The sequence below is a fragment of the Actinoplanes sp. NPDC021490 genome, assembly GCF_055562135.1.
On sequence record NZ_JBVHFW010000025.1, the window covers coordinates 133,152 to 159,062 of the forward strand.

At 71.5% G+C, this 25,911-nt stretch carries 21 protein-coding genes; 9 read left to right on the top strand and 12 right to left on the bottom strand.

The window, feature by feature from the left end; all coding sequences use genetic code 11:
- The 4 genes from kdpB to ACZ3I4_RS44345 are packed head-to-tail and all read right to left on the bottom strand — an operon-like array spanning position 1 to position 3,981.
- A complete protein-coding gene (kdpB, locus tag ACZ3I4_RS44330) occupies positions 1-2,121 on the bottom strand; it encodes a potassium-transporting ATPase subunit KdpB (protein WP_465388172.1) in 2,121 nt (706 codons plus the stop codon).
- A complete protein-coding gene (gene kdpA, locus ACZ3I4_RS44335) occupies positions 2,118-3,764 on the bottom strand; it encodes a potassium-transporting ATPase subunit KdpA (RefSeq protein WP_465388173.1) in 1,647 nt (548 codons plus the stop codon). Before kdpA ends, kdpB begins: the two co-directional genes overlap by 4 nt.
- On the bottom strand, positions 3,764-3,853 hold the full coding sequence (gene kdpF / locus ACZ3I4_RS44340; RefSeq protein WP_221381504.1) for a K(+)-transporting ATPase subunit F: 90 nt from the start codon (positions 3,851-3,853) through the stop codon (positions 3,764-3,766). The genes kdpA and kdpF overlap by 1 nt, the downstream gene beginning before the upstream one ends.
- Positions 3,850-3,981: a hypothetical protein gene (locus tag ACZ3I4_RS44345; RefSeq protein WP_465388174.1), complete on the bottom strand. Its 132-nt coding sequence runs from the start codon at positions 3,979-3,981 to the stop codon at positions 3,850-3,852. Before ACZ3I4_RS44345 ends, kdpF begins: the two co-directional genes overlap by 4 nt.
- A 180-nt stretch (positions 3,982-4,161) precedes the next feature.
- Here ACZ3I4_RS44345 and ACZ3I4_RS44350 point away from each other — a divergent pair, with 180 nt between their 5' ends.
- The 3 genes from ACZ3I4_RS44350 (at position 4,162) to ACZ3I4_RS44360 (ending at position 9,978) form a co-directional block, all read left to right on the top strand.
- Positions 4,162-6,108: an APC family permease gene (locus ACZ3I4_RS44350; RefSeq protein ID WP_465388210.1), complete on the top strand. Its 1,947-nt coding sequence runs from the start codon at positions 4,162-4,164 to the stop codon at positions 6,106-6,108.
- An 85-nt stretch (positions 6,109-6,193) separates the two neighbouring features.
- Complete coding sequence (locus ACZ3I4_RS44355; RefSeq protein WP_465388175.1) at positions 6,194-7,222, top strand: DUF4331 family protein; 1,029 nt, start codon at positions 6,194-6,196, stop codon at positions 7,220-7,222.
- A 65-nt stretch (positions 7,223-7,287) separates the two neighbouring features.
- Positions 7,288-9,978, top strand: a complete 2,691-nt coding sequence (locus tag ACZ3I4_RS44360; protein WP_465388176.1) for a helix-turn-helix transcriptional regulator — start codon at positions 7,288-7,290, stop codon at positions 9,976-9,978.
- A 6-nt stretch (positions 9,979-9,984) separates the two neighbouring features.
- Here ACZ3I4_RS44360 and ACZ3I4_RS44365 read toward each other — a convergent pair whose 3' ends face one another.
- The 5 genes from ACZ3I4_RS44365 to ACZ3I4_RS44385 form a co-directional block, all read right to left on the bottom strand.
- Positions 9,985-10,905, bottom strand: a complete 921-nt coding sequence (locus ACZ3I4_RS44365; protein WP_465388177.1) for an NADP-dependent oxidoreductase — start codon at positions 10,903-10,905, stop codon at positions 9,985-9,987.
- A gap of 11 nt (positions 10,906-10,916) precedes the next feature.
- Positions 10,917-11,705, bottom strand: a complete 789-nt coding sequence (locus ACZ3I4_RS44370; RefSeq protein ID WP_465388178.1) for an alpha/beta hydrolase — start codon at positions 11,703-11,705, stop codon at positions 10,917-10,919.
- Positions 11,706-11,812: 107 nt separating this feature from the next.
- Entirely contained in the window at positions 11,813-12,181 is a 369-nt protein-coding gene (locus ACZ3I4_RS44375) for a cupin domain-containing protein (RefSeq protein ID WP_465388179.1), read from the bottom strand.
- 21 nt (positions 12,182-12,202) lie between these two features.
- A complete protein-coding gene (locus ACZ3I4_RS44380) occupies positions 12,203-13,129 on the bottom strand; it encodes an alpha/beta fold hydrolase (protein WP_465388180.1) in 927 nt (308 codons plus the stop codon).
- A gap of 25 nt (positions 13,130-13,154) precedes the next feature.
- Positions 13,155-13,988, bottom strand: coding sequence for an alpha/beta fold hydrolase (locus ACZ3I4_RS44385; protein ID WP_465388181.1), 834 nt, complete (start codon positions 13,986-13,988; stop codon positions 13,155-13,157).
- A 211-nt stretch (positions 13,989-14,199) separates the two neighbouring features.
- Between ACZ3I4_RS44385 and ACZ3I4_RS44390 the strand changes: the two genes are divergently transcribed.
- From ACZ3I4_RS44390 to ACZ3I4_RS44415, 6 genes are all read left to right on the top strand, one after another.
- The gene (locus tag ACZ3I4_RS44390; RefSeq protein ID WP_465388182.1) at positions 14,200-14,901 is read left to right on the top strand and encodes an alpha/beta fold hydrolase; all 702 of its coding nucleotides are present in this window, start codon (positions 14,200-14,202) and stop codon (positions 14,899-14,901) included.
- A gap of 64 nt (positions 14,902-14,965) precedes the next feature.
- Positions 14,966-15,934 carry an alpha/beta fold hydrolase gene (locus ACZ3I4_RS44395; protein WP_465388183.1) on the top strand — a complete coding sequence of 323 codons (969 nt, stop codon included), beginning with the start codon at positions 14,966-14,968 and terminating at the stop codon, positions 15,932-15,934.
- Between the two features lie 30 nt (positions 15,935-15,964).
- Positions 15,965-16,978 carry an SLAC1 family transporter gene (locus ACZ3I4_RS44400; RefSeq protein ID WP_465388184.1) on the top strand — a complete coding sequence of 338 codons (1,014 nt, stop codon included), beginning with the start codon at positions 15,965-15,967 and terminating at the stop codon, positions 16,976-16,978.
- 12 nt (positions 16,979-16,990) lie between these two features.
- Positions 16,991-17,365, top strand: coding sequence for a response regulator (locus ACZ3I4_RS44405; RefSeq protein ID WP_465388185.1), 375 nt, complete (start codon positions 16,991-16,993; stop codon positions 17,363-17,365).
- Positions 17,352-18,038 (top strand): response regulator transcription factor, encoded by a 687-nt coding sequence (locus tag ACZ3I4_RS44410; protein ID WP_465388186.1) that lies wholly within the window; start codon positions 17,352-17,354, stop codon positions 18,036-18,038. Before ACZ3I4_RS44405 ends, ACZ3I4_RS44410 begins: the two co-directional genes overlap by 14 nt.
- A complete protein-coding gene (locus ACZ3I4_RS44415) occupies positions 18,035-20,068 on the top strand; it encodes a GAF domain-containing sensor histidine kinase (protein ID WP_465388187.1) in 2,034 nt (677 codons plus the stop codon). The genes ACZ3I4_RS44410 and ACZ3I4_RS44415 overlap by 4 nt, the downstream gene beginning before the upstream one ends.
- Here the strand turns inward: ACZ3I4_RS44415 and ACZ3I4_RS44420 are convergent, their stop codons facing one another.
- The 3 genes from ACZ3I4_RS44420 to ACZ3I4_RS44430 all read right to left on the bottom strand — a co-directional run bounded on the left by ACZ3I4_RS44420 (position 20,069) and on the right by ACZ3I4_RS44430 (position 25,828).
- Positions 20,069-22,237 (bottom strand): GAF domain-containing sensor histidine kinase, encoded by a 2,169-nt coding sequence (locus tag ACZ3I4_RS44420; RefSeq protein WP_465388188.1) that lies wholly within the window; start codon positions 22,235-22,237, stop codon positions 20,069-20,071.
- Positions 22,234-22,977 carry an alpha/beta fold hydrolase gene (locus ACZ3I4_RS44425; protein WP_465388189.1) on the bottom strand — a complete coding sequence of 248 codons (744 nt, stop codon included), beginning with the start codon at positions 22,975-22,977 and terminating at the stop codon, positions 22,234-22,236. The genes ACZ3I4_RS44420 and ACZ3I4_RS44425 overlap by 4 nt, the downstream gene beginning before the upstream one ends.
- A 106-nt stretch (positions 22,978-23,083) precedes the next feature.
- Positions 23,084-25,828: an AAA family ATPase gene (locus tag ACZ3I4_RS44430; protein WP_465388190.1), complete on the bottom strand. Its 2,745-nt coding sequence runs from the start codon at positions 25,826-25,828 to the stop codon at positions 23,084-23,086.
- Positions 25,829-25,911: the final 83 nt, after the last annotated feature.

Below are 25,911 nucleotides of genomic sequence, written 5' to 3' on the forward strand. Positions count from 1 at the left end.
TCAGATCCCGGGGATGAACTGGACGAGGAGGTCGATGAGTTTGATGCCGGCGAACGGCAGCACGATGCCGCCGAGGCCATAGATCCACAGGTTGCGGCGCAGCAGGGCCGACGCGCTCGACGGGCGGTAGCGCACGCCGCGCAGGGCCAGCGGGATCAGCGCCACGATGATGAGCGCGTTGAAGATGACCGCGGACAGGATGGCCGAGCCGGGTGAGTGCAGCCGCATGACGTTGAGCGTGTCGAGGCCCGGGTAGACCGCGGCGAACATGGCCGGGATGATCGCGAAGTACTTGGCGATGTCGTTGGAGATCGAGAAGGTGGTCAGCGCGCCGCGGGTGATCAGCAGCTGTTTGCCGATCTCGACGATCTCGATGAGCTTGGTCGGGTCGGAGTCGAGGTCGACCATGTTGCCGGCCTCCTTGGCGGCCGACGTACCGGTGTTCATGGCCACGCCGACGTCGGCCTGGGCCAGCGCGGGCGCGTCGTTGGTGCCGTCGCCGGTCATCGCGACCAGCCGGCCACCGTCCTGCTCCTTCTTGATGTAGGCCAGCTTGTCCTCGGGTGTGGCTTCGGCCAGGAAGTCGTCCACGCCGGCCTCGTCGGCGATCGCTTTCGCCGTACGGGGATTGTCGCCAGTGATCATCACGGTGCGGATGCCCATCCGGCGCATCTCGTCGAAGCGCTGCCGCATGCCCGCCTTGACGACGTCCTTGAGGTGGATGACGCCGAGGGCGCGGGCCGGCTGCCCGGCGACGAGTTCGGCCACCACCAGCGGGGTGCCGCCGGTGCCGCTGACCGTGTCGACGATCTCGCCGACCTCCTCGGTGGGGTGCCCGCCGTTCTGCCGGACCCACTTCAGGACCGCGGACGCGGCGCCCTTGCGGATCTGCCGGTCCCCGACATCGATGCCGCTCATCCGGGTCTGCGCGGTGAAGGGCACGAACGTCGCGTTGGGTATCAGGCCGGGCTCCCGTTCGCCCAGCCCGTACTCGTTCTTGGCCAGGACGACCACCGATCGGCCTTCGGGTGTCTCGTCGGCCAGGCTGGACAGTTGGGCGGCGTCGGCCAGTCCGGCGGCGGTGACGCCGTCGACCGGGACGAACTCGGCGGCCTGCCGGTTGCCCAGCGTGATCGTGCCGGTCTTGTCGAGCAGCAGCGTGTTGACGTCGCCGGCGGCCTCGACCGCGCGGCCCGACATGGCCAGGACGTTGCGCTGAACGAGGCGGTCCATGCCGGCGATGCCGATGGCCGAGAGCAGCGCCCCGATGGTGGTCGGGATGAGGCAGACGATCAGCGACACGAGCACGATGCCGGTGACGCCATGGCCGTCCAGGGCCACGGTGTCGGGCGCCGCCGCGTTGAACGCCTTGGAGAAGATGGCCAGCGGCTGGAGGGTCACTACGGACAGCAGGAAGATGATGGTCAGCGCGGCCAGCAGGATGTTCAGGGCGATCTCGTTCGGCGTCTTCTGCCGGTTGGCCCCTTCGACGAGCGCGATCATGCGGTCGACGAAGCTTTCTCCGGGCCTTTGAGTTATCCGTACGACGATCCGGTCGCTGAGCACCTTGGTGCCGCCGGTGACGGCCGACCGGTCGCCTCCGGATTCGCGGATCACCGGGGCCGACTCGCCGGTGATGGCCGATTCGTCGACGCTGGCGATGCCCTCGATGACGTCGCCGTCACCGGGGATGATCTGGCCGGCCTCGACCACGACCACATCGCCCAGCGTGAGCTCGGTGGCCGGGACCTCGCGGCCGTCCTTCAGATAGGCGACCGTGTCCTGCTTGGCCGCGCGCAGGGCGGCGGCCTGGGCCTTGCCGCGGCCCTCGGCGACGGCCTCGGCCAGGTTGGCGAAGACGACGGTGAGCCACAGCCAGACGGTGATGATCCAGGCGAAGACGCTCGGGCCGGCGATCGACAGCACGGTGGTGAACACTGCGCCGATCTCGACGATGAACATGACCGGGTTGCGCCACATGACGCGCGGGTCGAGCTTGCGAGTGGCAGCCGGCAAGGACTGCCAGAGCTGTTTCGGGTCGAGCAGGCCGCCGCCGACCTTGCCGTCACCGGCCGACGCGACCGCTTCGGCCTGGGGTTTTTCGAGGGTGGGGGTGGTCATGACAGGCCCTCCGCGATGGGTCCGAGAGCAAGGGCGGGCAGGAAGGTCAGCGCGACCAGCACGACGGTGACGCCGACGACCAGACCGACGAACAGGGGTTGGTGGGTGGGCAGGGTGCCCTCGGATTCCGGGGTGGCCTTCTGCCGGGCCAGCGAGCCGGCCAGGGCCAGCACGAGCACCATCGGCAGGAACCGGCCGAGCAGCATGGCCAGGCCCAGCGCGGTGTCCCACCACGGGGTGTTGACCGTGATGCCACCGAAGGCCGAGCCGTTGTTGTTCGAGGCGCTGGTGAAGGCGTACAGGACCTCGGAGAGACCGTGCGGGCCGACGTTGAGCGCCGTGGCGTTGTTGCCGGTGGCGAAGGCCGCAGCGGTGCCGATGAGCACGAGCGCGGGGGTGATCAGGAAGTACGAGGACGCCAGTTTCATCTCCCGGGCGCCGATCTTCTTGCCGAGGTATTCCGGCGTGCGCCCGACCATCAGGCCGGCGACGAAGACCGTGATGACGGCCAGGATGAGCAGGCCGTAGAGGCCGGAGCCGGTGCCGCCGGGGGCGACTTCGCCGAGCATCATGTTGACCATCGGCATCATGCCGCCGAGCGCGGTGTACGAGTCGTGGAACGAGTTCACCGCGCCGGTGGAGGTGAGTGTCGTGACGGCGGCGTAGGTGGCCGAGCCCGGGATGCCGAAGCGGGTTTCCTTGCCTTCCATCGCCACGCCGGCCGCCTGTGGCACCGTGCCCGAGCCGTGCATCTCGAAGCCGACGGTCAGCGCGACCGAGGCGATGGCCAGCACGGCCATGACCGCGACGATGGCGTACCCCTGCCGGTTCTGCCCGGCCATGCGGCCGAACACGCGGGGCAGGCTGAACGGGATCAGCAGGATCAGGAAGATCTGGATCCAGTTGGTCCAGGTGGACGGGTTCTCGAACGGGTGCGCGGAGTTGGTGTTGTAGAAGCCGCCGCCGTTGGTGCCGAGCAGCTTGATCGCTTCCTGGGAGGCGACCGGTCCGCCGGTGAGGTGCTGCGTCGCGCCGGTCAGGGTGGTCACGTCGGTGCCGCCGGACAGGTTCTGCACCACGCCGCCGACCATGAAGATCAGCGCGGCCAGGGCCGCCACGGGCAGCAGAATGCGCAGCGTGATCCGGGTCAGGTCGACCCAGAAGTTGCCCAGCGCGCCACTGCCCCGCGAGGCGAATCCGCGGATCAGGGCGACCGCGACTGCGACACCGACGGCCGCGGAGACGAAGTTCTGCACGGCCAGGCCGGCCATCTGCACCAGGTGGCCCAGGGCGGATTCCCCCGCGTACGCCTGCCAGTTGGTGTTCGAGACGAAGCTGACCGCCGTGTTCCAGGACACGTGGCTGTTCATGGTGGGCATGCCCAGCGACAGCCACAGCTTGTCCTGCAGGCGCAGGAAGAGGAACAGGAAAAGGATCGAGACGGCCGAGAACGCGAGCACGCTGCGGGCGTAGACACCCCAGGTCTGCTCGGCTTTCGGGTCCACACCGACGAGGCGGTAGACGCCGCGCTCGACGACGTTGCTGCGTTCCCCGGTGACGACCCGGTACATGTAGTCACCGAACGGCCGGTACACCGCCACGAGCGCGAGCACCAGCGTGATGACGAACAACCAGCCGGCCATCAGAACTTCTCCGGGAAGAGCAGGGCGGCCACCAGGAAGGCGGCCAGCAGGACGGCCACGACAAGGCCGATGACGTTAACGGCGCTCACCAGCGTTCGACCGCCCGGATCAGTACGGCCAGCGCTGCGAACAGCGCCACCGTGATCACGACGAACACGAGATCAGCCACGGTGCGACTCCTAGACGAAGGGGTGGTGCTTGCTTCGAGACGAAGCATCGGCGCGCCAGAACCCCTCGTCATCGGCGTTCACGCGATGACTACGCCCGCCGCCCGATCGTTAACGCCTTTTTGACGGCGACGGTGATCGGCGCCACCGGCGGCGGCTCGTACCCTGATCGGGTGAACGATCAACCGGGGCCGATCGAGGCGCCACCCGAGTACGCCGTGCCTGCAGTCATGGCATCCCCGGCCCACGAGACCATGCCCTCGACGGGTGTGCCCGGCTGGCTGCTGCGCCACCGGGTGCAGCCGGTCGGGCCCGCGGCGGGCGAGGCACACACCGAGCAGCACTCGTGGTGGAAGGTGATGTGCCTGACCGGGGTGGACTACTTCTCCAGCCTGGCCTACGTGCCGGCGATCGCCGTCGCCGCGGCCGGGGCGGTCTCCCCCTTGGCCACCCTGCTGATCGTCGCGCTCACGCTGTTCGGTGTTCTGCCGATGTACCGGCGGGTGGCCCGGGAGAGCCCGCACGGCGCCGGTTCGGTCGCCATGCTCGAGCGGCTGCTGCCGTTCTGGCAGGGCAAACTGTTCGTCCTGGTGCTGCTCGGCTTCGTCGCCACCTCGTGGCTGATCACCATCACCCTGTCGGCCGCCGACGCCGGCGTGCACGTGGTGGAGAACCCGTTCTTCCCGTCCTTCCTGCACGGCCACGAGGTAGCGCTGACCGTCGGGCTGCTCCTGCTGCTCGGCTTCGTGTTCCTGCTCGGCTTCAGCGAGGCCGTCAGCGTCGCGATCCCGCTGGTCGCGCTGTTCCTGGGGCTCAACGCGCTGGTCATCGGCGACGGCCTGGTCCACGTCATCACCGACGGCGCCGCGTGGTCGGCCTGGACGTCCGCGCTCGGCGACACCGGCGGCGGCTTCGGCGGTCTGCTGGAGCCCGCCTTGGTGGCGTTCCCGCTGCTGGTGCTGGGCCTGTCCGGCTTCGAGACCGGGGTCAGCATGATGCCGCTGGTGGCTGCCCCGGGCGCCGACCCGCAACAGCGGCTGGAGAACCGCATCCGCAACAGCCGGAAACTGCTGACCACGGCCGCGCTCATCATGAGCGTCTATCTGCTCGCGGCCAGCTTCGTCACCACCGTGCTCATCCCGGCCGAGGAGTTCGAACCGGGCGGGGAGGCCGCCGGCCGGGCCCTGGCCTGGCTGGCCCACGAGCAGCTCGGCGAGACGGTCGGCACCGCGTACGACGTCAGCACCATCGGAATCCTGTGGTTCGCCGGCGCGTCGGCGATGGCCGGCCTGGTCAACATCGTGCCGCGCTACCTGCCCGGCTACGGCATGGCCCCCGAGTGGGGCCGCGCCGTGCGCCCGGTGGTCCTGGTCTACACGGTCATCACCGTCATCATCACGATCGCTTTCGACGCCGACGTGAACGCCCAGGCCGGCGCCTACGCCACCGGCATCCTGGCCATGATGGTCTCCGGCGCGTTCGCCGTCACCACCTGGGCGTACCGGCGCCGCAAGCGCGGCGCCACGGCCGGTTTCGCGCTGCTCACCCTCATCCTCGGCTACGCGCTGGTCGAGAACATCATCGAGAAGCCGGACGGCATCGCCATCTCCGGCCTGTTCATCGCCGGCATCATCACCGTCTCGCTGATCTCCCGGGTCAGCCGGACCACCGAGCTGCGCGTGGACAGCATCGAGTTCGACGAGACCGCCCGCCGCTTCATCACCGAATCGCTCGCCCTCGACGGCGCGCTCGACCTGGTCGCCCACCGCCGCCAGACCGGCGACGCCGCCGAATACCGGTTCAAGGAAAGCGAGCAGCGCGGCGACAACCCGGTGCCGGGCGCCAACGACATCCTGTTCCTGGAGATCGACGTGGTCGACCCCTCCGAGTTCAGCGACACCCTGATCGTCCGGGGCATCGACGTCGACGGCTACCGGATCTTGCGCACCGAGGCCCCGGCGGCGCCGAATGCCATCGCCGCGATCCTGCTAGCCCTGCGCGACGCCACCGGCGTACGCCCGCACTGCTACTTCGCCTGGGCCGAAGGCAGCCCACTGGTGCACATGATCCGCTACTTCCTCCTCGGCCGCGGCGACACCGCCCCCGTGACCCGCGAGATCATCCGCAAACACGAGCCCGACCAGACCCGCCGGCCCGGCGTCCACGTCGGCTCCTGACGTACGGGCAAGCGGCCGGAGCCGGCGTCATCTTGCGTCACGTGACTGAAGCCGCCGGAGGGGCCGCGCGCCCACCATGGAGGACATGTCGCATCACCTGGATTCACCGCTGGCGCGGCAGGACCCGCGCCTGAACATCACCGACCAGTACCTCTTCGACGGCGGCGAGGAGACCGTCCTGATCATGAATGTGCGGACGTCGCTGGCCGCGGACGGTCACGCCGACGCGTTCCATCCGGAGGCCCGCTACGAGTTCAAGATCCACCTGGACGGCAGTCCGGACGAGGCGATCACCTACCGTTTCGTCTTCGGCCCCGGCCAGGACGGCCATCAGCCGTACGAGGTCGAAATGCTCACCGGAACCGGAGCCGGCCACGACGACGCGTCCGGGACGAAGATCGCCGGCGGCCGGACCGGTGAGGCCGTCTCGACGAGTGAGGGCGGACGGGTGTGGGCCGGTGAGGCGGTCGAGCCGTTCTACCTCGATCTCGGCCAGCTCGACGCGATCAATCACGCGATCGGTGAGGGCGAGGACCCCGACCTGTTCCGCTGGCTGCCCGGAACCGCCAAGGACACCTTCACCGGTTCGACCGTGCAGTCCATCGTCCTCACCGTTCCGGTCGGGGCCGGCGCCTGGCGACGGGGACGGCACGTGGCCACCTGGAGCACCGCGAAGCTGGCCACCGACGCGGGCGGCTGGCGGCAGGTCGGCCGCACCGGGCTGCCGATGATCTGGCCGCTCTTCCGCGACAAGGACAGCGAGGCGGCCAGCCACGCCAACGAGACGCATCCGCGCGACGACAAGGCTTCCTACGGCGACTCCATCGCCGGTCTGGTGGCCTCGGTGGTCCGGCGGCGGGGAACCGCCGAGCTTCCCGAGACGTACGCGGCCGGCCTGCTCGACCGGATCATGCCGGATCTTCTCGGCTACGTCGTCGGGACGCCCGCGCTGTTCGGTCTGGCCGCGTTCAACGGACGACGGCTCAGCGACAACGCACCCGAGATCATGTTCAGCCTGGCCACGAACGCCGGCATTCCGGGCGGCCTCCGAGCCGGTGACGTTCCCCGCAGCCAGACTTCGTTCCCGTACGTCCTCCCGGCCGACCGGCGCTGACCGGGTCCGGCCGGCCTCGAACGCGATAGGGTCGCCGGGGAAGTTCCCCGGGATCCGGAGGCACGATGGCGGACGCGATCGTGGGGCGCGAGGCCGAGCAGGCCCACTTGCTCCGGCTGCTCGGCGATCTGCACCGGTCCGGCGCGGCGGTCGTGCTCCGGGGCGAGGCCGGCGTGGGCAAGTCGACCCTGCTCGACTGGGCCGCGCGTCAGACAACCGCTCAGGTCCTGACGGTCACCGGGGTGCAAGCCGAATTCGACATCGCGTACGCGGGCCTGCACCGGCTGATCCGGCAACTCCCTCCCGGCGAGGGCCGCAGGGCGGCAGTGTCGGCCATCTCGGCCCAGCAGACACCGGCCCGGGTCGGCCTGGAGCTTCTCGACCTCGTCACGGCCGCGGGCCCCACCCTGATCCTGGTGGACGACGCCCAATGGCTGGACGGGCCGAGCTGGGAGGCGCTGACGTTCGTCTCCCGGCGGTTGCACACCGACCCGGTGCTGCTGCTGACGGCGATGCGTGACGGCGTCGGAGCCGACGTCCGGCTCGAGCGCGGCGGTTTGACCGAGTTGCGCGTCGAGCCCCTGGCCACCGGCCCGGCCGCCGACCTGCTTCAGGCCCGCGCTCCGGCTCTGCGGGCCGACTTGCGGAGCCGGGTTCTGGCCGAGGCCGCCGGTAATCCACTGGGGTTGGTCGAGCTGGCCGAGGTGGCCGGCCGGTACGGTGCGGCCGGACTGCCGTCCGCCACCTTGCCGTTGCCCGCCCGTATTGAACGCACCTTCGCCCAAGCTGTCTCCGACCTGCCGGTGGCGGCACAGGCGTTGCTGCTCATGGCCTCGCTCAGTGACGGCTCCGGCATGGACGAGATCGTGAACGCGGCGGCGCTGCTCGGCGAGGGGCCGGTCAGCGCCGACGACCTCACTCCGGCGGTCGCGGCGCGTCTGATCGAGGTGGACGATCTGTCCCAGGTCCGGTTCCGGCATCCGCTGGTGCGCTCGGCGTTGCGCCAGGGAGGATCGGTCAGCCGCCGGCGGGCCGCGCATGCCGCCCTCGCCACCGTTCTGGCCGACCGGCCGGAGCGGCAGATCTGGCACCGGGCCGAGGCGGCCACCGGCCCCGATGAACAACTCGCCGCGGACCTCACCGCGGCCGCCAACGAGGCCCGCCAGCGCGGCGCCACGGCGACGGCCGTTTCGTCGCTCGAGCGGGCCGCTCAGCTGAGCGAGGACGCGCAGGAAGCCGCCAGCCGGCTGCTGTGGGCCGCCATCGCCGCCAGTGAGGTCGGCGACATCGAGGCGACGCGGCGCCTCATCAGCAGCTTGGAAAGCCGGCCGATGCGAGCGCCCGAGCGAGCCCATCTGGCCTGGCTCCGCGAGATCTACCTCGGCGGCGGCTGGTCCGGGGCCACCCGGATGCGCTCGTACATGGACATCGTCGACCGGATGCGGAAGAACGGCGACGGCGAGCTCGCCCTCGATTCGCTGGTCGCGGTCAGCCTGCGCTGCTTCTGGTCCAACCCCGACCGCGAGACGCGTGACCTGGTCGTCGCCGCGGCCGAGCGGCTGCAGGCCGACCCGATGAACCGCCGTCTCGTCTCGGTGCTGGCCCTGGTGGCGCCGCTCGAGCAGGTCGAGGCCACGCTGCCCCGGGTGGCGATGCTGGCGACCGAGCTCGACGCCGACTCGGTCGAGCTCGACCTGATGGCGGCGGCGGCCGGGGCGCTCGGCGACTTCCCCACCTCCTTGATCTTCGCCGGCGCGGCGGTGGCCGCCACCCGCGCGAAGGGGCTCCTCGGACTGCTGGCCCAGGCACTGCACGAGCAGGCCTCCTTCGCCGCTCAGCTCGCCGACGTCCGGCTGGCCGTCACCGCTGCCATCCAGACGCGTGACCTGGCGCTGGAGACCGGTCAGCCGTTGTGGGCCGTGACCGCCGACATCGTCCGGGGGTACGCGGAAGCGTTGCGCGGCAACCAGGCCGAGGCACTGGCGCTGGCCGAGGCGGGCGAGGCCGTGGTGCTCTCGATGGGTGCGAATCCGCTGCTGGCCTACGTGGAGATGGTCCGGGGTGCCGCGGCGCTGACCAGCGGGCGGCACGCGGCGGCCTACGACCATCTGCACCGGATCTTCGACCCCGCCGACGCGGCCCACCATCCGGTCATCCGGCTGTGGATGGTCAGCCACCTGGCCGACGCGGCCCTCGGCTGCGGGCGGGCCAGTGACCTGCGATTGCTGCTCGAGGAGCTGACCTCGATCGGACCCTTCCCGGTTCTGCTTGTCGCCCGGAACTACTGCCGCGCGTTGCTGGCGCCGGCCGCGGACGCGGAGGCGGCGTACGAGGACGCTCTGGGTTTCGCCCTGCTGGCGAGCTGGCCCTTCGAGCGGGCCCGGTTGCAGTACGCGTACGGGTCCTGGCTGCGCCGGCAACGCCGGGGGGTCGATTCGCGGCCGCACCTGCGTGCCGCCGCCGACACCTTCGACGCGCTGGGCGCCCGCCCCTGGGCCGAGCGCTCGCGCGCCGAACTGCGTGCGTCGGGCGAGACCATCAACCGGGTGCCCGATGCCCGCGACCATCTGACTCCGCAGGAACTGCAGATCGCCACCCTGGCCGCGGACGGTCTGAGCAATCGGGAGATCGCCGAGCGACTGTTCCTGTCGCCCCGGACCATCGGCTCCCACCTCTATCGCACGTTCCCGAAGCTCGGCATCACCTCCCGCGGCGAGATCGCCGCTGCTTTGGCCGGATCAGGTCACCAAGGATGAGGCGTCTCAGGGACGCACCTGGATGACGACCTTGCCGGGCTGACGGCGACCGCCGGTGTCGAAGGCGGCCGGACCGTCGGCCAGCGGCACCACCCGGGACACGATCGGCCGCAGCGTCCCGGCGTCGACCATCTCGGCCAGCCGGGCCAGCTCGAGGTGGTCGGGGGTGACCACGAAGAAGGTCGCGGTGACGCCGTGTTCGGCCGCGGCGCGCTGGTCGGGCGGAGCGGCGAGCGTGATCAGCCGGCCGCCGGGACGCAGCACGCCGTAGGAGCGGTTCAGGGTCTCGCCGCCCACTGCGTCCAGGACGACGTCCAGGCCGCTCAGCATCGAGTCGAAGCGCTGCGTGGTGAAGTCGAGAAACTCGGCGGCGCCCAGGTCGCGTACGAACCTCTCGTTCTGCGCCCGATCGGTGGCGATCACGTGCGCGCCCAGCCCGGCGGCCAGTTGCACGCCGTAGACGCCGACCCCGCCCGCTCCCCCGTGCACCAGCACCCGTTCGCCCGGCCGGATGCCGGCGTGGTCGACCAGGGCCTGCCATGCGGTGAGCGCGGCGAGCGGGAGGGCCGCGGCTTCCACATGCGAGGCCTTGGCCGGTTTGGCCGCCAGCGCCGAGGCGGGAACGGTGACGAATTCCGCGGCCGCGCCGTTGCGGTCGAAATCGATCAGCCCGTACACCTCGTCGCCGGCCGCCACCCCCGTCACCCCGGCACCGGCGCCGGTCACCACCCCGCTCACCTCATGCGACGGGATGACCGGGGTCCGGTCCGCGCCCTCCCGGGTCTGCCAGGACAAATCCCACGTCAGTTCGGTCAGGGTGATCGCGGCAGCGTGCACCTCGACCAGCACTTCGCCGTCCACCGGGACCGGGACCGGCGCCTGTTCGACGACCAGCTGTCCCGCGTCGCCCCGCCGATGTGCGCGCATCGCCAGCATGGTCACATCCCTTGCTTCCGCAGCCAGGCCAGTGAGGTCTCGGCGATCTCGAGCCGGCCGCCGTCGATGGTGAGCGAATGGCCGCGGTCGGGGAACTCGATCAGGTCGGTGACCGCGGCGGAGTGCCGGTACTGCTTCAGGGTCGCCTTGGTGATCACCTCGGGAACGGTGTGGTCCTTGCCGCCGGCGATCAGCAGCAGCGGACCTCGTTCGTCGTTGCCGGTGTTCACCGCGGCCGGCGAGTGGAGGCGGAAATTCGCGGCAGCGGCCTCGAACAACGGCCGCCCGGGCGATGGGATGGTCCACTGCTCCCACAGCGCGTGCGACTCGTCCTCGCTGATCGCGTTGCCGAAGCTGTAGCGGAACTCCTCCGCGGTCAGCGACACCGCGCGGTGGATGTTCGCCGGGTTCTTGAACACCGGCAGCGTCGAGTGCAGGGCGGACAGCGGCAGGGGCAGCACCCCCTTGATCTGCGCGGCGTCGATGGCGACGGCGGCGGCGGCATGGCCGAGCCCGAGGATCTTCTCGGCGATCATCCCGCCGAACGAGTGGCCGATGAGGATCGGCGCCTCGTCCAGGGTCTCGATGATGCCGATGAAGTGCTGGGTGACATCGTCGATGCCGTGGTCCGCGGCCGTCTCGGGGTTGGCACGAGCCGCAGCGACGGTGTCGGGGGTGCCGGGCCACTCCGGTGCGATCGTGTCGTAACCGGCCGCCCCGAAGTGGTCACGCCAGGAGTTCCACGAGCTCGAGTGCAGCCAGAGGCCATGAAGGAAAACGATGGTCGGCATGGTGGTGCTCCGTCTCTTGAGTCGACGACCACAGCCTGGACCTCCGCGACGGCCGGCCTCTTCGGTCACCTGACTGCAACCCAGCTTGCTTGGCCGGGCCGCAAGCGTCAGGGGACGAAGGTGGCCAGCGGCTGTCCGGGCTCGACGATGTAGGTCGACAGCATCAGCCCGGTGTCGGGGCCGAGGTCGGTGGCGTTGTGGGGCGTCCGCGGCGGGATCAGGAAGCCGTCGCCGGGATGCAGGGTGAGCGTCGGCTGGTCGCGGATCTCCATCCGGACGGTTCCGGCGACGATGTAGCCGACCTCCTCGCCGGGGTGGACGTGCCAGCCGGACTGGACGCCGGCCGGAATCTCCGTACGCACCTGGACGATCTCCCGGCCCGGGATGGATGAGCTGCGGCGCAGCGTTTCGGTGCGCTTGAGCGTGGCGGCGAGCTCGTCGGTCTGCTCACCGTGCTCGGTTGCTTCGGCTGACATGGCTGACTCCTTCTACAGGGGTCACGAGATTCCGAACGCCGACGGCCGGCGCTGGAGGAACGTGGACACGGCTTCCGCGACGGCCTCGGGCTGGTCCTCGACGAGGAAGTGGCTGCCCGGCATCGGGTGACCGGTGAGGTCGCCGGCCCAGGGCCGCCAGACGTCGAGCACGTCGCCGTAGAAGCGTGGGAGGGCTCCGTTCGCGCTCCACAGGGCGAGGAGCGGACAGTCGATTTTCCGTACGCCCCGGTCGGCGTCGTCGTGCTGCCGGTCCACCGTGGCCCCGGCCCGGTAGTCCTCGCAGATGGCCTCCACGGTGCTCACGTCGTCGAGCAGCGCCCGGTAGCCGGCCATGAGCTCGGGCGGGTACCGGCCCGGCGCCCGCCCGAGGCCGAGGGCCCGGACGTGGAAGTCGAAGAACGCGCCCGGGTCGGCGGCGATCAGACGCTCGGGCAGCGGGGCCGGCTGGGCCAGGAACGCCCAGTGCCAGTAGCCGAGCGCCATCTGCGCGTCGGCGCGGGCCCACACGTCGCCGGTGGGCACGACGTCGAGGACCGCGGCGGCGCTGACCGTTCCGGGGTGGTCCAGGGCCATCCGGTACGCCACCCGTCCGCCCCGGTCGTGGCCGGCGACGGCGAACTGCTCGTGGCCGAGCAGGCTCATAGCCTGGACGAGGTCGGCGGCGAGAGCGCGCTTGGAGTGGGGCGCGTGGTCCGCCGCGGGCACGGGCCGGAAGGACGCTCCGTATCCGGGCAGATCCGCCACGACGACGGTGAAGCGGTCGGTCAGCAGTTCGGCCACGGTGTGCCACATGACATGGGTCTGCGGGTATCCGTGCAGGAGCAGCACCGGCGGCCCCTGCCCGCCGACCCGGGCGAAGACTCGTCCCCGGTCCGTCTGCAGGGAGTGCTGCACGAAGCCGCCGAAGACGGCGGGACCTTCGGACATCGGGATTCTCCTTGAACGGGCGAAGTTATCGGGCCAGGAAGGCGAGCAGTTCGCGGTTGACCTCATCGGCGTGGCTCAGGCACATCAGGTGCGGTCCGCCGTCGATCTCGGCGTAGTGCGCGTCCGGCAGCGCCGCGTGCATGCGGCGTCCCTGGCCGTCGATCGACAGGATGCGGTCGGCGGTGCCGTGCAGCACCAGCGCCGGGACGTCGATGCGCTTGATGTCCTCGTGGAAGTCGTCCAGCCAGGTCTGCGGGCAGGCCCAGGTCGCCTCGGGTGAGGCGTCGGCGCCGGCGTTCCACAGGTTGCGGACGGCTTCCTCGCTGACGCGCTTGCCGAGCAGCTCGTCGAGGTTGAGCATGTCGCCGATGAGCCCGGTGAGCCAGGCCGGCCGGTCGTTCAGGATGGCCTGCTGAACACCGTCGACCCCGGCCTGGTCGACACCGTTGGGGTTCTCGCCGGACTTGACGAACGAGGGGGCCAGGCTTTCGATGAACACGCAGGCCTTGAGCCGCTGGGTGCCGTTGACGCCGATGTAGCGGGCGACCTCGCCGGTGCCCAGCGAGAGCCCGACCAGGGTGACGTCGCGCAGGTCGAGGGTGGTCAGCAGCTTGTCGAGGTCGGCGGCCAGGGTGTCGAAGTCGTAGCCGACGGTGGGCCGGCTGGACCGGCCGAAACCGCGGCGGTCGTAGGTGATCACCCGGTACCCCGCGGTCAGCAGCGGATGCACCTGGGCCTCCCAGGACCGGCTGTCGAACGGCCATCCGCTGATCAGGACCACGGCCGGTCCGCTGCCGTGGTCCTCGTAGTAGAGGTCTATCGAGGTCGAGTTCTCGGTGCCGACGGTGATGGTGGACATGTGCGCTCCTCGGTCGTCCGGTCTGATGTCAACCTGGCAGAGCCGGGGTGGGCTGACCAGAACGGTGGGCCCGAAGACCGGCGGGAGTTCACCGGAAGAAAACGCGGGCCGGCCGGGGCCGGAATTCCGGTCAACCGGATGGCCCCCGCGGGTGCCGCTTGCCAACCTCTGTTTACCCGTCGTGGTGGCGGGCCGCCGAGAGGGGCACCTGATGAAGCCGACGATAATCCTGGTCCACGGGGCGTACGCCGAGTCGTCCAGCTGGAACGGAGTGCTGGATCCGCTCGTGTCGGCCGGCCACCGGGTGATCGCCTTCGCGACACCGCTGCGCGGGGTGGCGTCGGACGCCGCGCTGCTCAGCGATCTGCTCGCCACGCTGGACGGTCCGGTGGTGCTGGCCGGGCACTCGTACGGCGGTGCGGTCCTCACCAACGTCACCGCCGCGCCGGGACAGGTGACCGGCGCCGTGTACATCGCCGGTTTCGCCCTGGAGGCGCAGGAGAGCTGCGCCGACGCCTCCGCGCTGGCGCCCGGGTCGACGCTGGCCGAGACCCTGGTTCCGGTGCCGCTGACCGGAGGCGGTGCGGACACCTACATCGCCCCGGAGAAGTACCACCACCAGTTCGCCGCCGACCTGCCGGTGGAGCAGGCCCGGCTGATGGCGGTCACGCAGCGCCCGGTCACCGACCGCGCCCTGGCCGAGCCGTCGGGCGATCGCCCACTGTGGCAGTCGGTGCCGAGCTGGTTCCTGTTCGGCGAGCTCGACCGCAACATCCCGGCCGGCGCCCATCGGATCATGGCCGCCCGCGCGAAGGCCCGCGAGACGGTCGAGATCGCCGGCGCCTCCCACGTGGTCGGCATCTCCCACCCGGCCGAGACCGCTCGGATCATCCTCGAGGCCGCCGGCGCCTGAGCGCCGCCGCGGCCAGCAGACCGAGCCCCGGCCCACCGGACATCGACGAAGGGCAGCACACGACATGAACATGCAGAACGCGACCGACGAGGGCGACATGTCCGGCCGGCGCGGAACCTCGCGCCGGGCGATGCTGGCCGCCGGAACAGGTGCCGCGCTGACCGTGGCGGCCGTCGCCGGGACCGGTGTCTCGCCGGCCGCGGCAGCTCCGCGTCCCGGCGTGGGCACCCGCATTCCGGTGGCCCCGGGAGTCGAGGTCAACATCGCCGACCTGAACGGCGGCCGCCGGGGCACGGTCGTCTTCGTTCCCGGCTGGCCGCTGGCGTCCACCACGCTGGAGTCCAACCTGCTCTTCCTGGCCGATCACGGCTTCCGGGCGATCGCCCTGGACCAGCGGGGCTTCGGGTTGTCCGACGCCCCGTACGGCCCGTACGGCTACGACGTCTGGGCCCGGGACATCCAGACCGTTCTGGAAGCGTTGTCGCTGCACGACGTGACCCTGGTCGGGCATTCGATGGGTGGTGCGGTCGCGCTGCGGCACGCGTCCCGCTTCGGCAGCCGGATCGGCAAGCTGGTGGTGGCCGAGCCGGCGGCTCCCCGCTTCGTGTACGGGCCGCACTCGGCCGACCTCGCCGCCGGGCTGGCCGCCCTGATCTCCGGTTACGCCACCGACCGTACGGTGCCGGTCCGGGATCTGACGAAGAACTTCTTCTCCACCCACACCGACGTCACCACCGATCCGTTCCTGCAGTTCTTCGAGCGGCAATGCCTGGACCAGGCGTCGTTGCCGGCCAGCCGGGCCGGCCTGATCGCTCTGCGGGACGACGATCTGACCGCCGATCTGGCCCGGATCAAGGTGCCGACCCGGGTGTTCCACGCGATCAACGACAAGATCCTGCCGCTGGATCACGGCCAGGCGGTGGCCGCGGGCATCCGCAACGCGCGGCTGGTCACGTTCGCGACCGCCGGGCACGCCGTCTACGTCGACGAGCGGGACAAGTTCAACGCGGAACTTCTCGCGTTCCTGCGCTGATCACCCGGACGCGAGCAGTCGGAGGACGCCATGACGTCAGCGAGTAGCGGCTACCGGGTGACACCGAACCTTTTCGCCTTGCCTTTCGGGCTCTGCGGACTGGCTCAGTGCTGGACGACGGCGCACGCGGTGGCCGGAACGCCGCGATGGCCGGCCGACACCGTGTGGATCATCACGGCGGCCGTCTGGGTGGCGTCCCTGATCTGGTACGGGCGCAATGTCGTACGGGGTGGACGGTTGCGCACCGAGCTGACCGATCCGGTGTTCTCCCCCTTCACCGCGCTCATCGTGATCGTGCCCATGTTGCTCGGCGTCGCGCTGGCCGGACACGCCCGGGTGGCCGGCGAACTGGTCTTCGGCGTCGCCCTGGCGCTGACCGTGGCGGTCGGCGGCTGGTTGTCGGGCGAGTGGATCATTGCGGATCTCCAGCTGGCGCAGTGGCATCCCGGCTACTTCCTGCCCACCGTCGGCGGTGGACTGATCGCGGCGGGCGGCAGCGCGGCACTCGGTCACCGCACTCTGGCGATGGTCATGTTCGGCTACGGGGTGATCTGCTGGTTCATCCTGGGCACGATCATCCTGCTGCGGCTGTTCACGTCGCCCGCGCTGCCGCCGCCGCTGCGTCCGACCATCGCGATCGAGGTCGCCCCGCCGGTGGTCGCCGGGAACGCCTGGTTCCTCCTCAACGGCGGACATCTCGACGCCATCGCCGCCGGGCTCGCCGGCTACGCGGTCCTCATGGTCCTGGTGCAACTGCGGCTCGTCCCCGTCTACCGGCGGGTTGCGTTCGGCCCGGGGTGGTGGGCGTTCTCGTTCTCGTACGCCGCGGCGTTCACGCTGTCGGTCAACTGGCTGGCCGCCGGGCGGGTCGCCGGACAGACCGTCTGGACCGCGGTCGCGCTGGCCGTGCTCACGCTGGGGATGGCGGCGCTGGCTGTTCCCACCGTCCGGCGTCTCGTCGCGGGCACCTACATGCCGGCCGTGGGCAGCCCACCGCCGTCCACGCCGGCCGGTGGCCTCGCCGGGTCGGTGCAAGCGCGATGAGAGGATGAATCAATGCCGGACTCGATCCTGGTCGTCGATGACGACACGTCTGTCCGGGGGCTGGTGGTGCGCATCTTGCGAAGCTGGGGGCACGGGGTGATCGGCGAGGCCGGCTCGGTCGCCGAGGCGCTCGCCTACGCGGACGCCCGGCGTCCCGGCATCGTGCTGGTCGATATCGGACTGCCGGACGGCGACGGGTTCTCCCTCACGCGACAACTGCGGGCCCGGCCGTGGGCCATGCGCGTGGTGATCTTCTCGTCGGACGCCGATCCGTCGAACATCGCCGCCGCCGAACGGGCCGGGGCGATCGGCTTCTTCCCCAAGGACGAGCTGTCGAGCCCCGAGCTGCAACGACTCCTCGAGGACCGGGCCGATGACCGCCGCTGACGCCGGCCGCCCGCTGCGGGTGGCGATCGGGGAGGACGACGTCCTGCTCCGCGAGGGCATCGCCCGGATCCTCACCGGCGCCGGGATCGAGGTCGTCTCCCAGTCCGGCGATGCCGACGACCTGCTTCAACGTGCGCTGGCCTACCGCCCCGACGTCGTCGTCACCGACGTGCAGATGCCGCCGCGGCGCGAGGACGACGGCCTGCGGGCGGCCATGGAGCTGCGCCGCCGCTCCCCGCGGACCGGTGTGCTGATCCTGTCCCAGTTCTGCGAGCCCGCTTACGTGATGGATCTGGTCGGCGACCGGCCCGAGGGAGTCGGATACCTGCTCAAGGAGCGGGTGGGGGACGTGTCGGCGTTCCTCGACGCGGTCCGGCGGGTAGCGGCCGGTGGCAGCGCGCTCGATCCCGAGGTGGTCGTCCGCATGCTCGGGCGCCGCACCAAGGAGGGCCCCCTGCAACTGCTGACCGCTCGTGAGCTGGCTGTGCTCGCGGCCATGGCCGAGGGGATGTCCAATTCGGGCATAGCGCAGAGCCTGCTGATCAGTTCCGCCTCCGTCGAGAAGCATGTGACGGCCATCTTCCGCAAGCTGCACATCGCCCCGACGGACAGCGAGCATCGCCGCGTCCAGGCCGTCCTGACCTTCCTGCGCGCGGACGACCGCCGGCGATGAGCCTGGACGGGGTACGCCGTGTCACCTCGATCGCGGCCTCCGGCGCACCGCCCCGGACGGTGTTCGAGGCGGTCACCGGCGAGGCTTCGGCACTGCTGGGCGGGGCCCTGATCGCGCTGACGAAGTTCGAGGGCGGCGGAACCGAGTCGGTGGTCGTGGCCCAGACCGGCGGTCATGTCGCCGTCGGCGCACGGCTTCACCTGGGCGGCGACGGCGTGGCCGACCGCATGTGGCGATCGGGCCGCGCCGAGCGTATCGACGACTACACCGGCGTGGTCGAGGCCGCGACGGCGAACGATCTCGGGGTGCGGGCGGTCGTGGCCGTTCCGGTGACCGTGGAGGGGAGTCTCTGGGGTGCGCTGAGCGTGAGCTCGAGGGCCGATCCGCTGCCGGCCGGCACCGAGGACCGCCTCGCGGTGCTGGCCGAGATCGTGGCGGCGGCCGTCGTGAGCGCGGCGGCCCGCGAGAGCTTCCGCGCCCTGGCCGACGAGCAGGCCGCCCTGCTCCGGGTGGCGGCGCTGGTGGCGCACCGGGCCGGTGAGGCGGAGATCTTCGAGGCCGTCGCCGTGGAGGCGGCCCGCCTCACCGACAACGAGGCGACCACGCTGGTCCGTTACGAGGGCGACCGGACCTTCACGGTGCTCGCCCACCGCAACGGTCCCGCGCCGGTCGGCACCCGGTACACGGTTCCGGTCGACGACGGCGGCACCTCGAACGAGATGATGCGAACGCTGAAGCCCGCCCGGCTGGACAACTACGACGCCTTCCCCGACCGCAGCTACTACAGCCGGGAGTTCGGGGTCGGGTCGAGCGTCTCGGTCCCCATCATCGTCAACGGCCGCCTTTGGGGCGCCCTCGGCATCGTCAACGAGGGCCGGCGGCTGCCGGCGAGCACGGAGGAGCGCCTCGGCAAGTTCGCCGAGCTGGTCGCGTCGGCCCTGGCCAACGTCGAGGCGCACGCCGCGCTGGCGAGTTTCGCGGCCCGGCAGGCGGCCCTGCGCCGGGTGGCCGAGCTGGTCGCCCGGGGAGCCGGGCTCGACGAGGTGTTCGGCGCCGCCGCGACCGAGGCCTCGAACGTCCTGGGTGGATCGGCCGCCGAACTCTTCCGGTACGACAGCACCTCCTGCACGGTCGTCGCCACATGCCGCAGCCTCGTGCCGGTGGGCGCGCAGTGCCGGGCCGATGGAGACTCGACCGGCGCCCGGGTGATGCGGGCCCGGCGGCCGCTGCGGTACTCGAGTCCGGCCGGGGCCCTGGTCGCCGTGCCCATCGTGGTCGAGGGGCAGTTGTGGGGCGCGCTGTCGACCACCACGCGGGATGAGCCGCCGGTCGACGCCGAGGGCCGGCTGGCCGAGTTCGCCGAGCTGGCCGCGGCCGCCATCGCGAACGCCGAGAACAAGGAGAAACTGCGGGCCTCCCGGGCGCGGGTGGTGGCCACGACCGATGAGGTGCGCCAGCGGTTGCAGCGCGACGTGCACGACGGCGCCCAGCAGCGGCTCGTCCAGACCGTCCTGTCCCTGAAGCTCGGTCTCCGCGCGGCGGACCGGGGTGAGGACGCCGTCGAGCTCATGCGGGAAGCGCTCGAGCACGCCGAGCGCGCCACGGTGGAGCTGCGCGACATCGTGCACGGGATCCTTCCGCCCGCGCTGGCCCGCGGTGGCCTGCGCGCCGGGATCGACTCGCTGGTCACCGCAGCCGCAATCCCCGTGGACGTCGACCTGACCGCCACGCCGCAGGAACGGCTGCCGGGCGATGTCGAAGTGACCGCGTACTTCGTCGTCGCCGAGGCGTTGACCAACGTCGTCAAGCACGCGAGAGCCACCCGGGCGCGGGTGACGGTCGCCGAGGTTGCCGGCGAGCTGGTGGTCGAGGTCGCCGACGACGGGGCCGGGGGTGCCGGCCCCAGCCGCGGCTCGGGCCTGACCGGCCTGTCCGACCGGGTCGACGCCCTGAACGGCAACCTCACGCTGACCAGCACCGCCGCGGGCACGACATTGCGGGCGGTGCTGCCTCTCCCCCCGGCTGAGTGATCAGCGTGGCGTGACCGGCACGGGATGATCGGGCGGTGCGCCGGCCGGCAGCGTCGCCTCGATCGTCGTGCCCTGCCCGGCCAGGCTGGTGAGCCGGAGCCGACCACCACACGCCTCGACCCGGTCGAACAAGCCGGTCAGGCCGGAGCCGTCGGCGGGGCGGGCACCACCCGTGCCGTCGTCGCCCACCTCGATGCTCAACGCGCCGTCGCTGAGGCCGGCGCGAACCCAGGCCCGACCGGCCTGGGCGTGCTTGACCACGTTGGTGAGCGCCTCGGCGATGATGAAGTACGCCGTGGTCTCCACCTCCACGGCCATCCGCGGCACGTCGACGACCGCGTCGACCGGCAGCGGCTGGTCGGCCAGCAGCGACTCCACGCCGCCACGCAGGCCGCTACGCGTCAGCGCCGCCGGAAGGATCCCGCTGACGATCTCCCGTAGTTCGTCGGTGGCCCGGTGGGCGTGCTTGAGCGCCTCCTCGACATGATCAGTAGCGGTCGGCATGTCACCTTGAGCGAGCGCGTGCCGCGCGAGTTTGAGCGTGATAAGGGTGTGCACGAGGCGTTGCTGGGCGCCGTCATGCACGTCGCGCTGCAGCCGGCGACGGGTCTCGTCGGCCGTCGACAGTACGCGGGCCCGGGAGGCGATGAGCTGAGCCCGGCTGGTCGCGTTGCTCACCGCGGTGCCGACGAGGTGGGCGAACCGCTGCAGGCGTTGTTCGGTGCCGCGGGCCACCGGTCCGTCGGCCGAGGTGGCGGTGAGCGTGCCCCAGATGTGGCTCTCCACCGCGATCGGCGCGGCGACGGCGGCGACCAGACCGTACTGACGGGCGCGGGCGGCGTTGGGTTCGGTGCTGTAGTCGTCCACCCGGACCGTGTCCGCCGAGCGCCGTACGCGGTCCGGCATCGACCCGGGCTCATAAGCGATGCGTGTTCCGGGCGCGGCGGGCCCACCACTCCGGCTGACGACGACCAGGGACTCGTCCTGCTCGTAGCGGACGAGCGTGACCGGCTGGCCGTCCAGGAGCTGCTGGGCCTCGGCGGCGACGGCGGCGAACACCGTCTCGGAGGGCTCGCCGCGGGCGACCTGTTCGGCGACGCGCAGCAGGGCCGCCTGTTCGTCGGCGAGCGCCTGAACCTCGGCGCGCGCCTGGGAGCTGACGATCGCGGTGCCGGCCAGCTCCGCGAACCCGGCGAGCTTGTCCTCGATGTGAGGCGGCAGAACACCACGCCCGGCCGCGACCAGAACGCCCCACAACCGGTCCTCGGCCAGGACCGGGGCGGCGGCGCTGGACAGGAACCCGCTACCGGACGCCAGCCGCGCCCACGCCCCCGACATGTCCGGCAACTGATCGGCGCGGGCCGGCCGCCCGGTGCGCCAGACCCGCTGGGTGGCGCCGTCGCCCCCGGCCGGAGCCCGCATGCCCACCGCGACGCCGTCCGGCGGATCGTGGACCGCGACGACCTCGGTCGCCCCATCGGACTCGAAGCGCAGCAGCGTGGTGAAGGCGACGCCGACCAGGCTCGCCGCCTCGGTGACGACCGTGTCGAGTACCTCGCCGGGTGGGGCGTCGTGCGCCACCATCTCGGCCACCCGCCGCAGCGCGGCCTGCTCGGCGACGAGCCCCGCGGCCAGCCGTTCGATCTCCTTGCGGCTCCGGGCCGCGGTGATCGCGCTGGCCAGCAGGTCGGTGAACGCGGCCAGCAGGTCCTCCGCGCCCGCGGCAAGCGGCTCGCCGTTCGTCGCACCGACGGCGGTCAGCCCCCACACCTGGTCGTTGACGAGTACCGGAGCACCGGCCGAGGCCGTCCAGCCCCAGCCGCGGATCATGCCGGCCAGCGGACCGGACGCGTCCGCGTAGGCCGTGACCCGGCCCGGACGTCCGGAGTCCCAGATCGCCCGGGCCAGGGTGCCGGATCCGAACGGGTGGCGGACCTGGAGGCTGCGGTATCCGGCGGACACGTTCCAGCGGCCGATCAACGTGGCCGTCTCGTCGTCGTGCAGACGCACCACAGCCGCCTCGGACGCCGGCATCAACCGGCCGATCTCGGTCACCAGCGCCTCGATCACCCGCGCGGGAGCGGCCCCATGAGCCACCAGCGTGGCCACCCGGCGCAACGCCGCGTGTTCAGCCGCCGATCGCGCGACCTCGCCGGAGTCGTCCCTCATCGCTGACCACAGTCGCTTGGCCCCGCCGGCCGGCCGACGGCCTCGAGAGCTTCCAGGATGACCGCCGTGACCGCGGCCGGCTGGGAGAGCATGATGATGTGCGAGCCGTCGATCTCGGTGATCGCGGCGCCGGCGCGCTGGGCCATCTGCCGGACGACGTCGCTGCCGGCCACGTAGTCGGCGGTGCCGACCGCCGCCCACACCGGCAGGCTCTTCCACGCGGCGGGACCGTTGAGCTGTTCGAAGGCAGCGGCCGCTATCGGCCGTTGCGACAGCGCATACACGTCGGACTCCTCCTGGGGCAGGTCGGCGGTGGACAGCGCACGGAACCGCGCCGGATCGATGATGAGCTCGGTCGCGGTGGCGCCCGGGCCGGTCGGATACTGACTGGGCTGCACCGCGGTCGTCAGGACGCTGTCGTCCGACCTCGCCACGATCTCGGTCAGCGTCTCCCCCTCGTCCGGGGCGAACGCCGCCACATAGACGAGGCCGACGACGTTCGTGATCCGCGGGACGGCGTTGGTGATGGTCGCGCCGCCGTAGCAGTGGCCCACGGCGAGCACCGGGCTGCGGAGCTGGCTGATGGCGCCGGCCACATAGGCGGCGTCGGCGTCGATGCCCCGCAGAGGGTTGACGATGGCCCGCACCGGGACGCGCGCGGCGACGAGACGCTGGATGACCGGCGCCCAGCTGCCGGTGTCGGCGAAGGCGCCGTGGACGAGGACGACGGTCGGGGTCATGGACCTCTCCGGATCAGGACGGAGGAGGAAGCGCTGATGCCTTGCGCCTCATGATGGCGGTCCGGACCGGGCTGTCGCGTACATCAGGTGGTGTAGTTGCCGGGGCTCAGCCCCCGGACAGTGCTGGGGCGAGCTGCTTACGCCCGGTCACGCCGAGCTTGGCGTAGACCCGGTGCAGGTGGGTGCTGATCGTGCTCGCGGCCAGGAACAACTGTTCGGCGATCTCCGGGTTGGTCAGCCCGGAGGCGGCGAGATGGGCGATCTGCAGCTCCTGCGGCGTCAGGGTCACGGTCGCGGACGGTGACCGGCGTGAGCGTTCGCCCGACGCTCGAAGCTCTTGGCGAGCGCGTTCCGCCCACGGCTCGGTGCCCAGCGCCTGGAACACCTGCTGAGCCGCGCGCAACTGCCCGCGGGAGTCGGCCACCCGGTGGTGGCGTCGCAACCAGGCCCCGTACGCCAGTTGGAGCCGGGCTCGTTCGAACGGGAAGTCGGCCGGGATCCGGGGCAGCGCGGCGACGAACGCCGCGTCGGCTTGATCGTCCGGGGCCAGCAGCGCCGACGCGTACGCGGTGCTCGCCTGCAGCAGAGGCCAGCCGCCCTTGTCCGCGATCGGCTCGCAGATGGCGGCGGCGGTGCGGAGCCGGTCGTAACGCCCGGACAGGGCGGCCGCCTCGGCGAGATGCGGCAGGGCCCACAGGCGTACGTGCTCGTGGTAGTGCAGGTCGGCCGGATCGAACAGGGTGCCGAGCTCGTCGACCGCCGCCGAGGGACGCCCGCCGGCGAGGTGCGCAACCCCGCGAACCAGCGCGACCTGGCACAACATGAAGCGGGCGCCCCCGGCCAGCAGCTGCCGCTCGATCTCGTCCATCATGGCCGGCGCGTCGTCGGCCTCACCGCTGAGCGCCCGGGCGAAGGCCGCCCACAGCACGCCCTGGAAATGCCACGTCGCCTGGTTGGTCTCCAGCGCCGTCCGTTGCACCTCCTCGGCCGAGGTCAGCGCGAGCCGGACGTCGCCGAGCAGCGCCGCGACGGTCGCCTGCGAGCCGAGCACCTGCGGCAGCAGGGTCAGCAGGCCCTGCCGCCGGATCGAGGTGAGCGCGGTCCGCAGGAAGGACAGCGACGATCGCAGGTCGCCTACCCCGCTGGCCGCGATGCCGAGCCGGTGCGCCGCGACGATGTCCTGCACGGGGGCGAGAAGGATGCGGCGCATCCGGTCGATCGACACCCGCCCGTGCTCGATCGGGGAGACCAGGGCGATCACGCTGACGTAGCGGGGGTCCGATTCGGGCAGCCGCATCTCCTCGACGACCCGGACGATCCGCTCCCGGGAGGGCGGGGCGAGGTCGACCCACCAGCAGAGGGCGCTCATCGTGGCCAGACCCTGCAGCGCCAGCTCGGTGCGGCCGTCGGCCTGCAGCCGGGCCGCGATGCCGGCCAGCAGGGCGAACGACTGGTCGTACGGCCACTGGAAGCCGTTCGAGACCTGCCGCAGCCATTCCAGTTCGGTCCGTCCGGCCGGGCTGAGCTGATCGTCGTCGAGGCCCTCGAGCATGCTCCGCACCTTGGCGATCTGGCTGAACTCCAGACCGGCGTGCGCGGCGCGCATGAGCCGCCGCGTGCGCAGCGGCCCCTCCGGTGACAACTGCGCCGACCGCTCCCAGGCCCGCATGGCCGAGCCGAGCGATCCTGCCGTGTCCGCCCGCTCGGCCAGGCCGGCCAGCCGATCGGCCACCTCGGCATCGGTGTCGACCGTGGCCGCGGCCAGATGCCAGACCTGCCGGGCCTCCTGGCCGTCCAGAACACCGGCGATGGCGGCATGCGTGGCCACCCGGACCGGCGCGGAGACCGACCGGGTGACGGTCCACCGGATCAGCGGATGCCGGAACCGCATGGTCTCCTTGTCGGCGACGAGCAGCCCGGCGGCGATGGCCGGCTCGAAATCGTCCAGGGCCACGTTCGGCCCGTGCAGGGCCCGCGCGACGGCCAGCAGCTCGCCCAGGTCCACAGTGTCGTCGAAGGCGGCGATCAGGACCAGGGAGCGGGTCAGGATCGGCAGGCGCGAGAGCGTCAGGGCGTACGTGCGTTCCAGACGCTCGGTGAGCGGAAGGTCGGACGCCAGCAGGTCGCTGTCGCTGTCGGCCAGCCTGCTCGCGGCGACACCGAGTTCGACCAGGCCCAGCGGGTTACCCGCCGCCTCGCGCAGCACGAGGTGCGTCAGTGCCGGCGCCAACCCGGGCGCGGCCGTGTGAAGCAGCGCGAGAGCAGCGTCCGCGGACAAGGGCTCGAGCTGGTGCTCCGGCAGCCCGGAGCCGGCCAGCAGCGATGCGGACTCCTCGCCGTCGCGCATGCCCACCAGCAGGCCGACCTTGTCATCGGCGACCCGGCGCCCGACGAACGCGAGGATGTCCCAGCTTTCCTGGTCGAGCCATTGCGCGTCGTCGACGATCAGCACCCGCCCCCGGCCCGCGGCCGTGGTGACGGCGTTGAGGGCCGCGCGGGCCAGTTGGTAGCGCTCGGCCGGGTTGCCGGACGGACCCGCACGCCCGAGAGCCGCCTCCCACATGCGGCGCGGCCCGGCCGGCTGGTTGGCCAGCAGCGTGCCCAGAAGCTGGTCGATGCCGGCGTAGGGCAGCTGCGTCTCGGTCGGCACCGTGGTCACGGCGAGCACGGACATGCCCCGTTGCCGGGCCTGCGCCTCGGCCCGGCGCAACAGCGCCGACTTGCCGATCCCGGCGACCCCACGCAGCACCAGAGTGGAGCCGTGCGACCGCAGGCAGCCGTCCAGGACCTCCACCAGCATGCCCTGCTCGTGGTCGCGCCCGAAAAGCTCCGCCTCGCCGTCGTCCCGCAAACCGGCCTCCTGGCACGCCCCTCGAGTCTCCGCAGCGTACCAACGGCGACGGCCGCGAGCGGGCCAGAAATCCGACGGTGTGG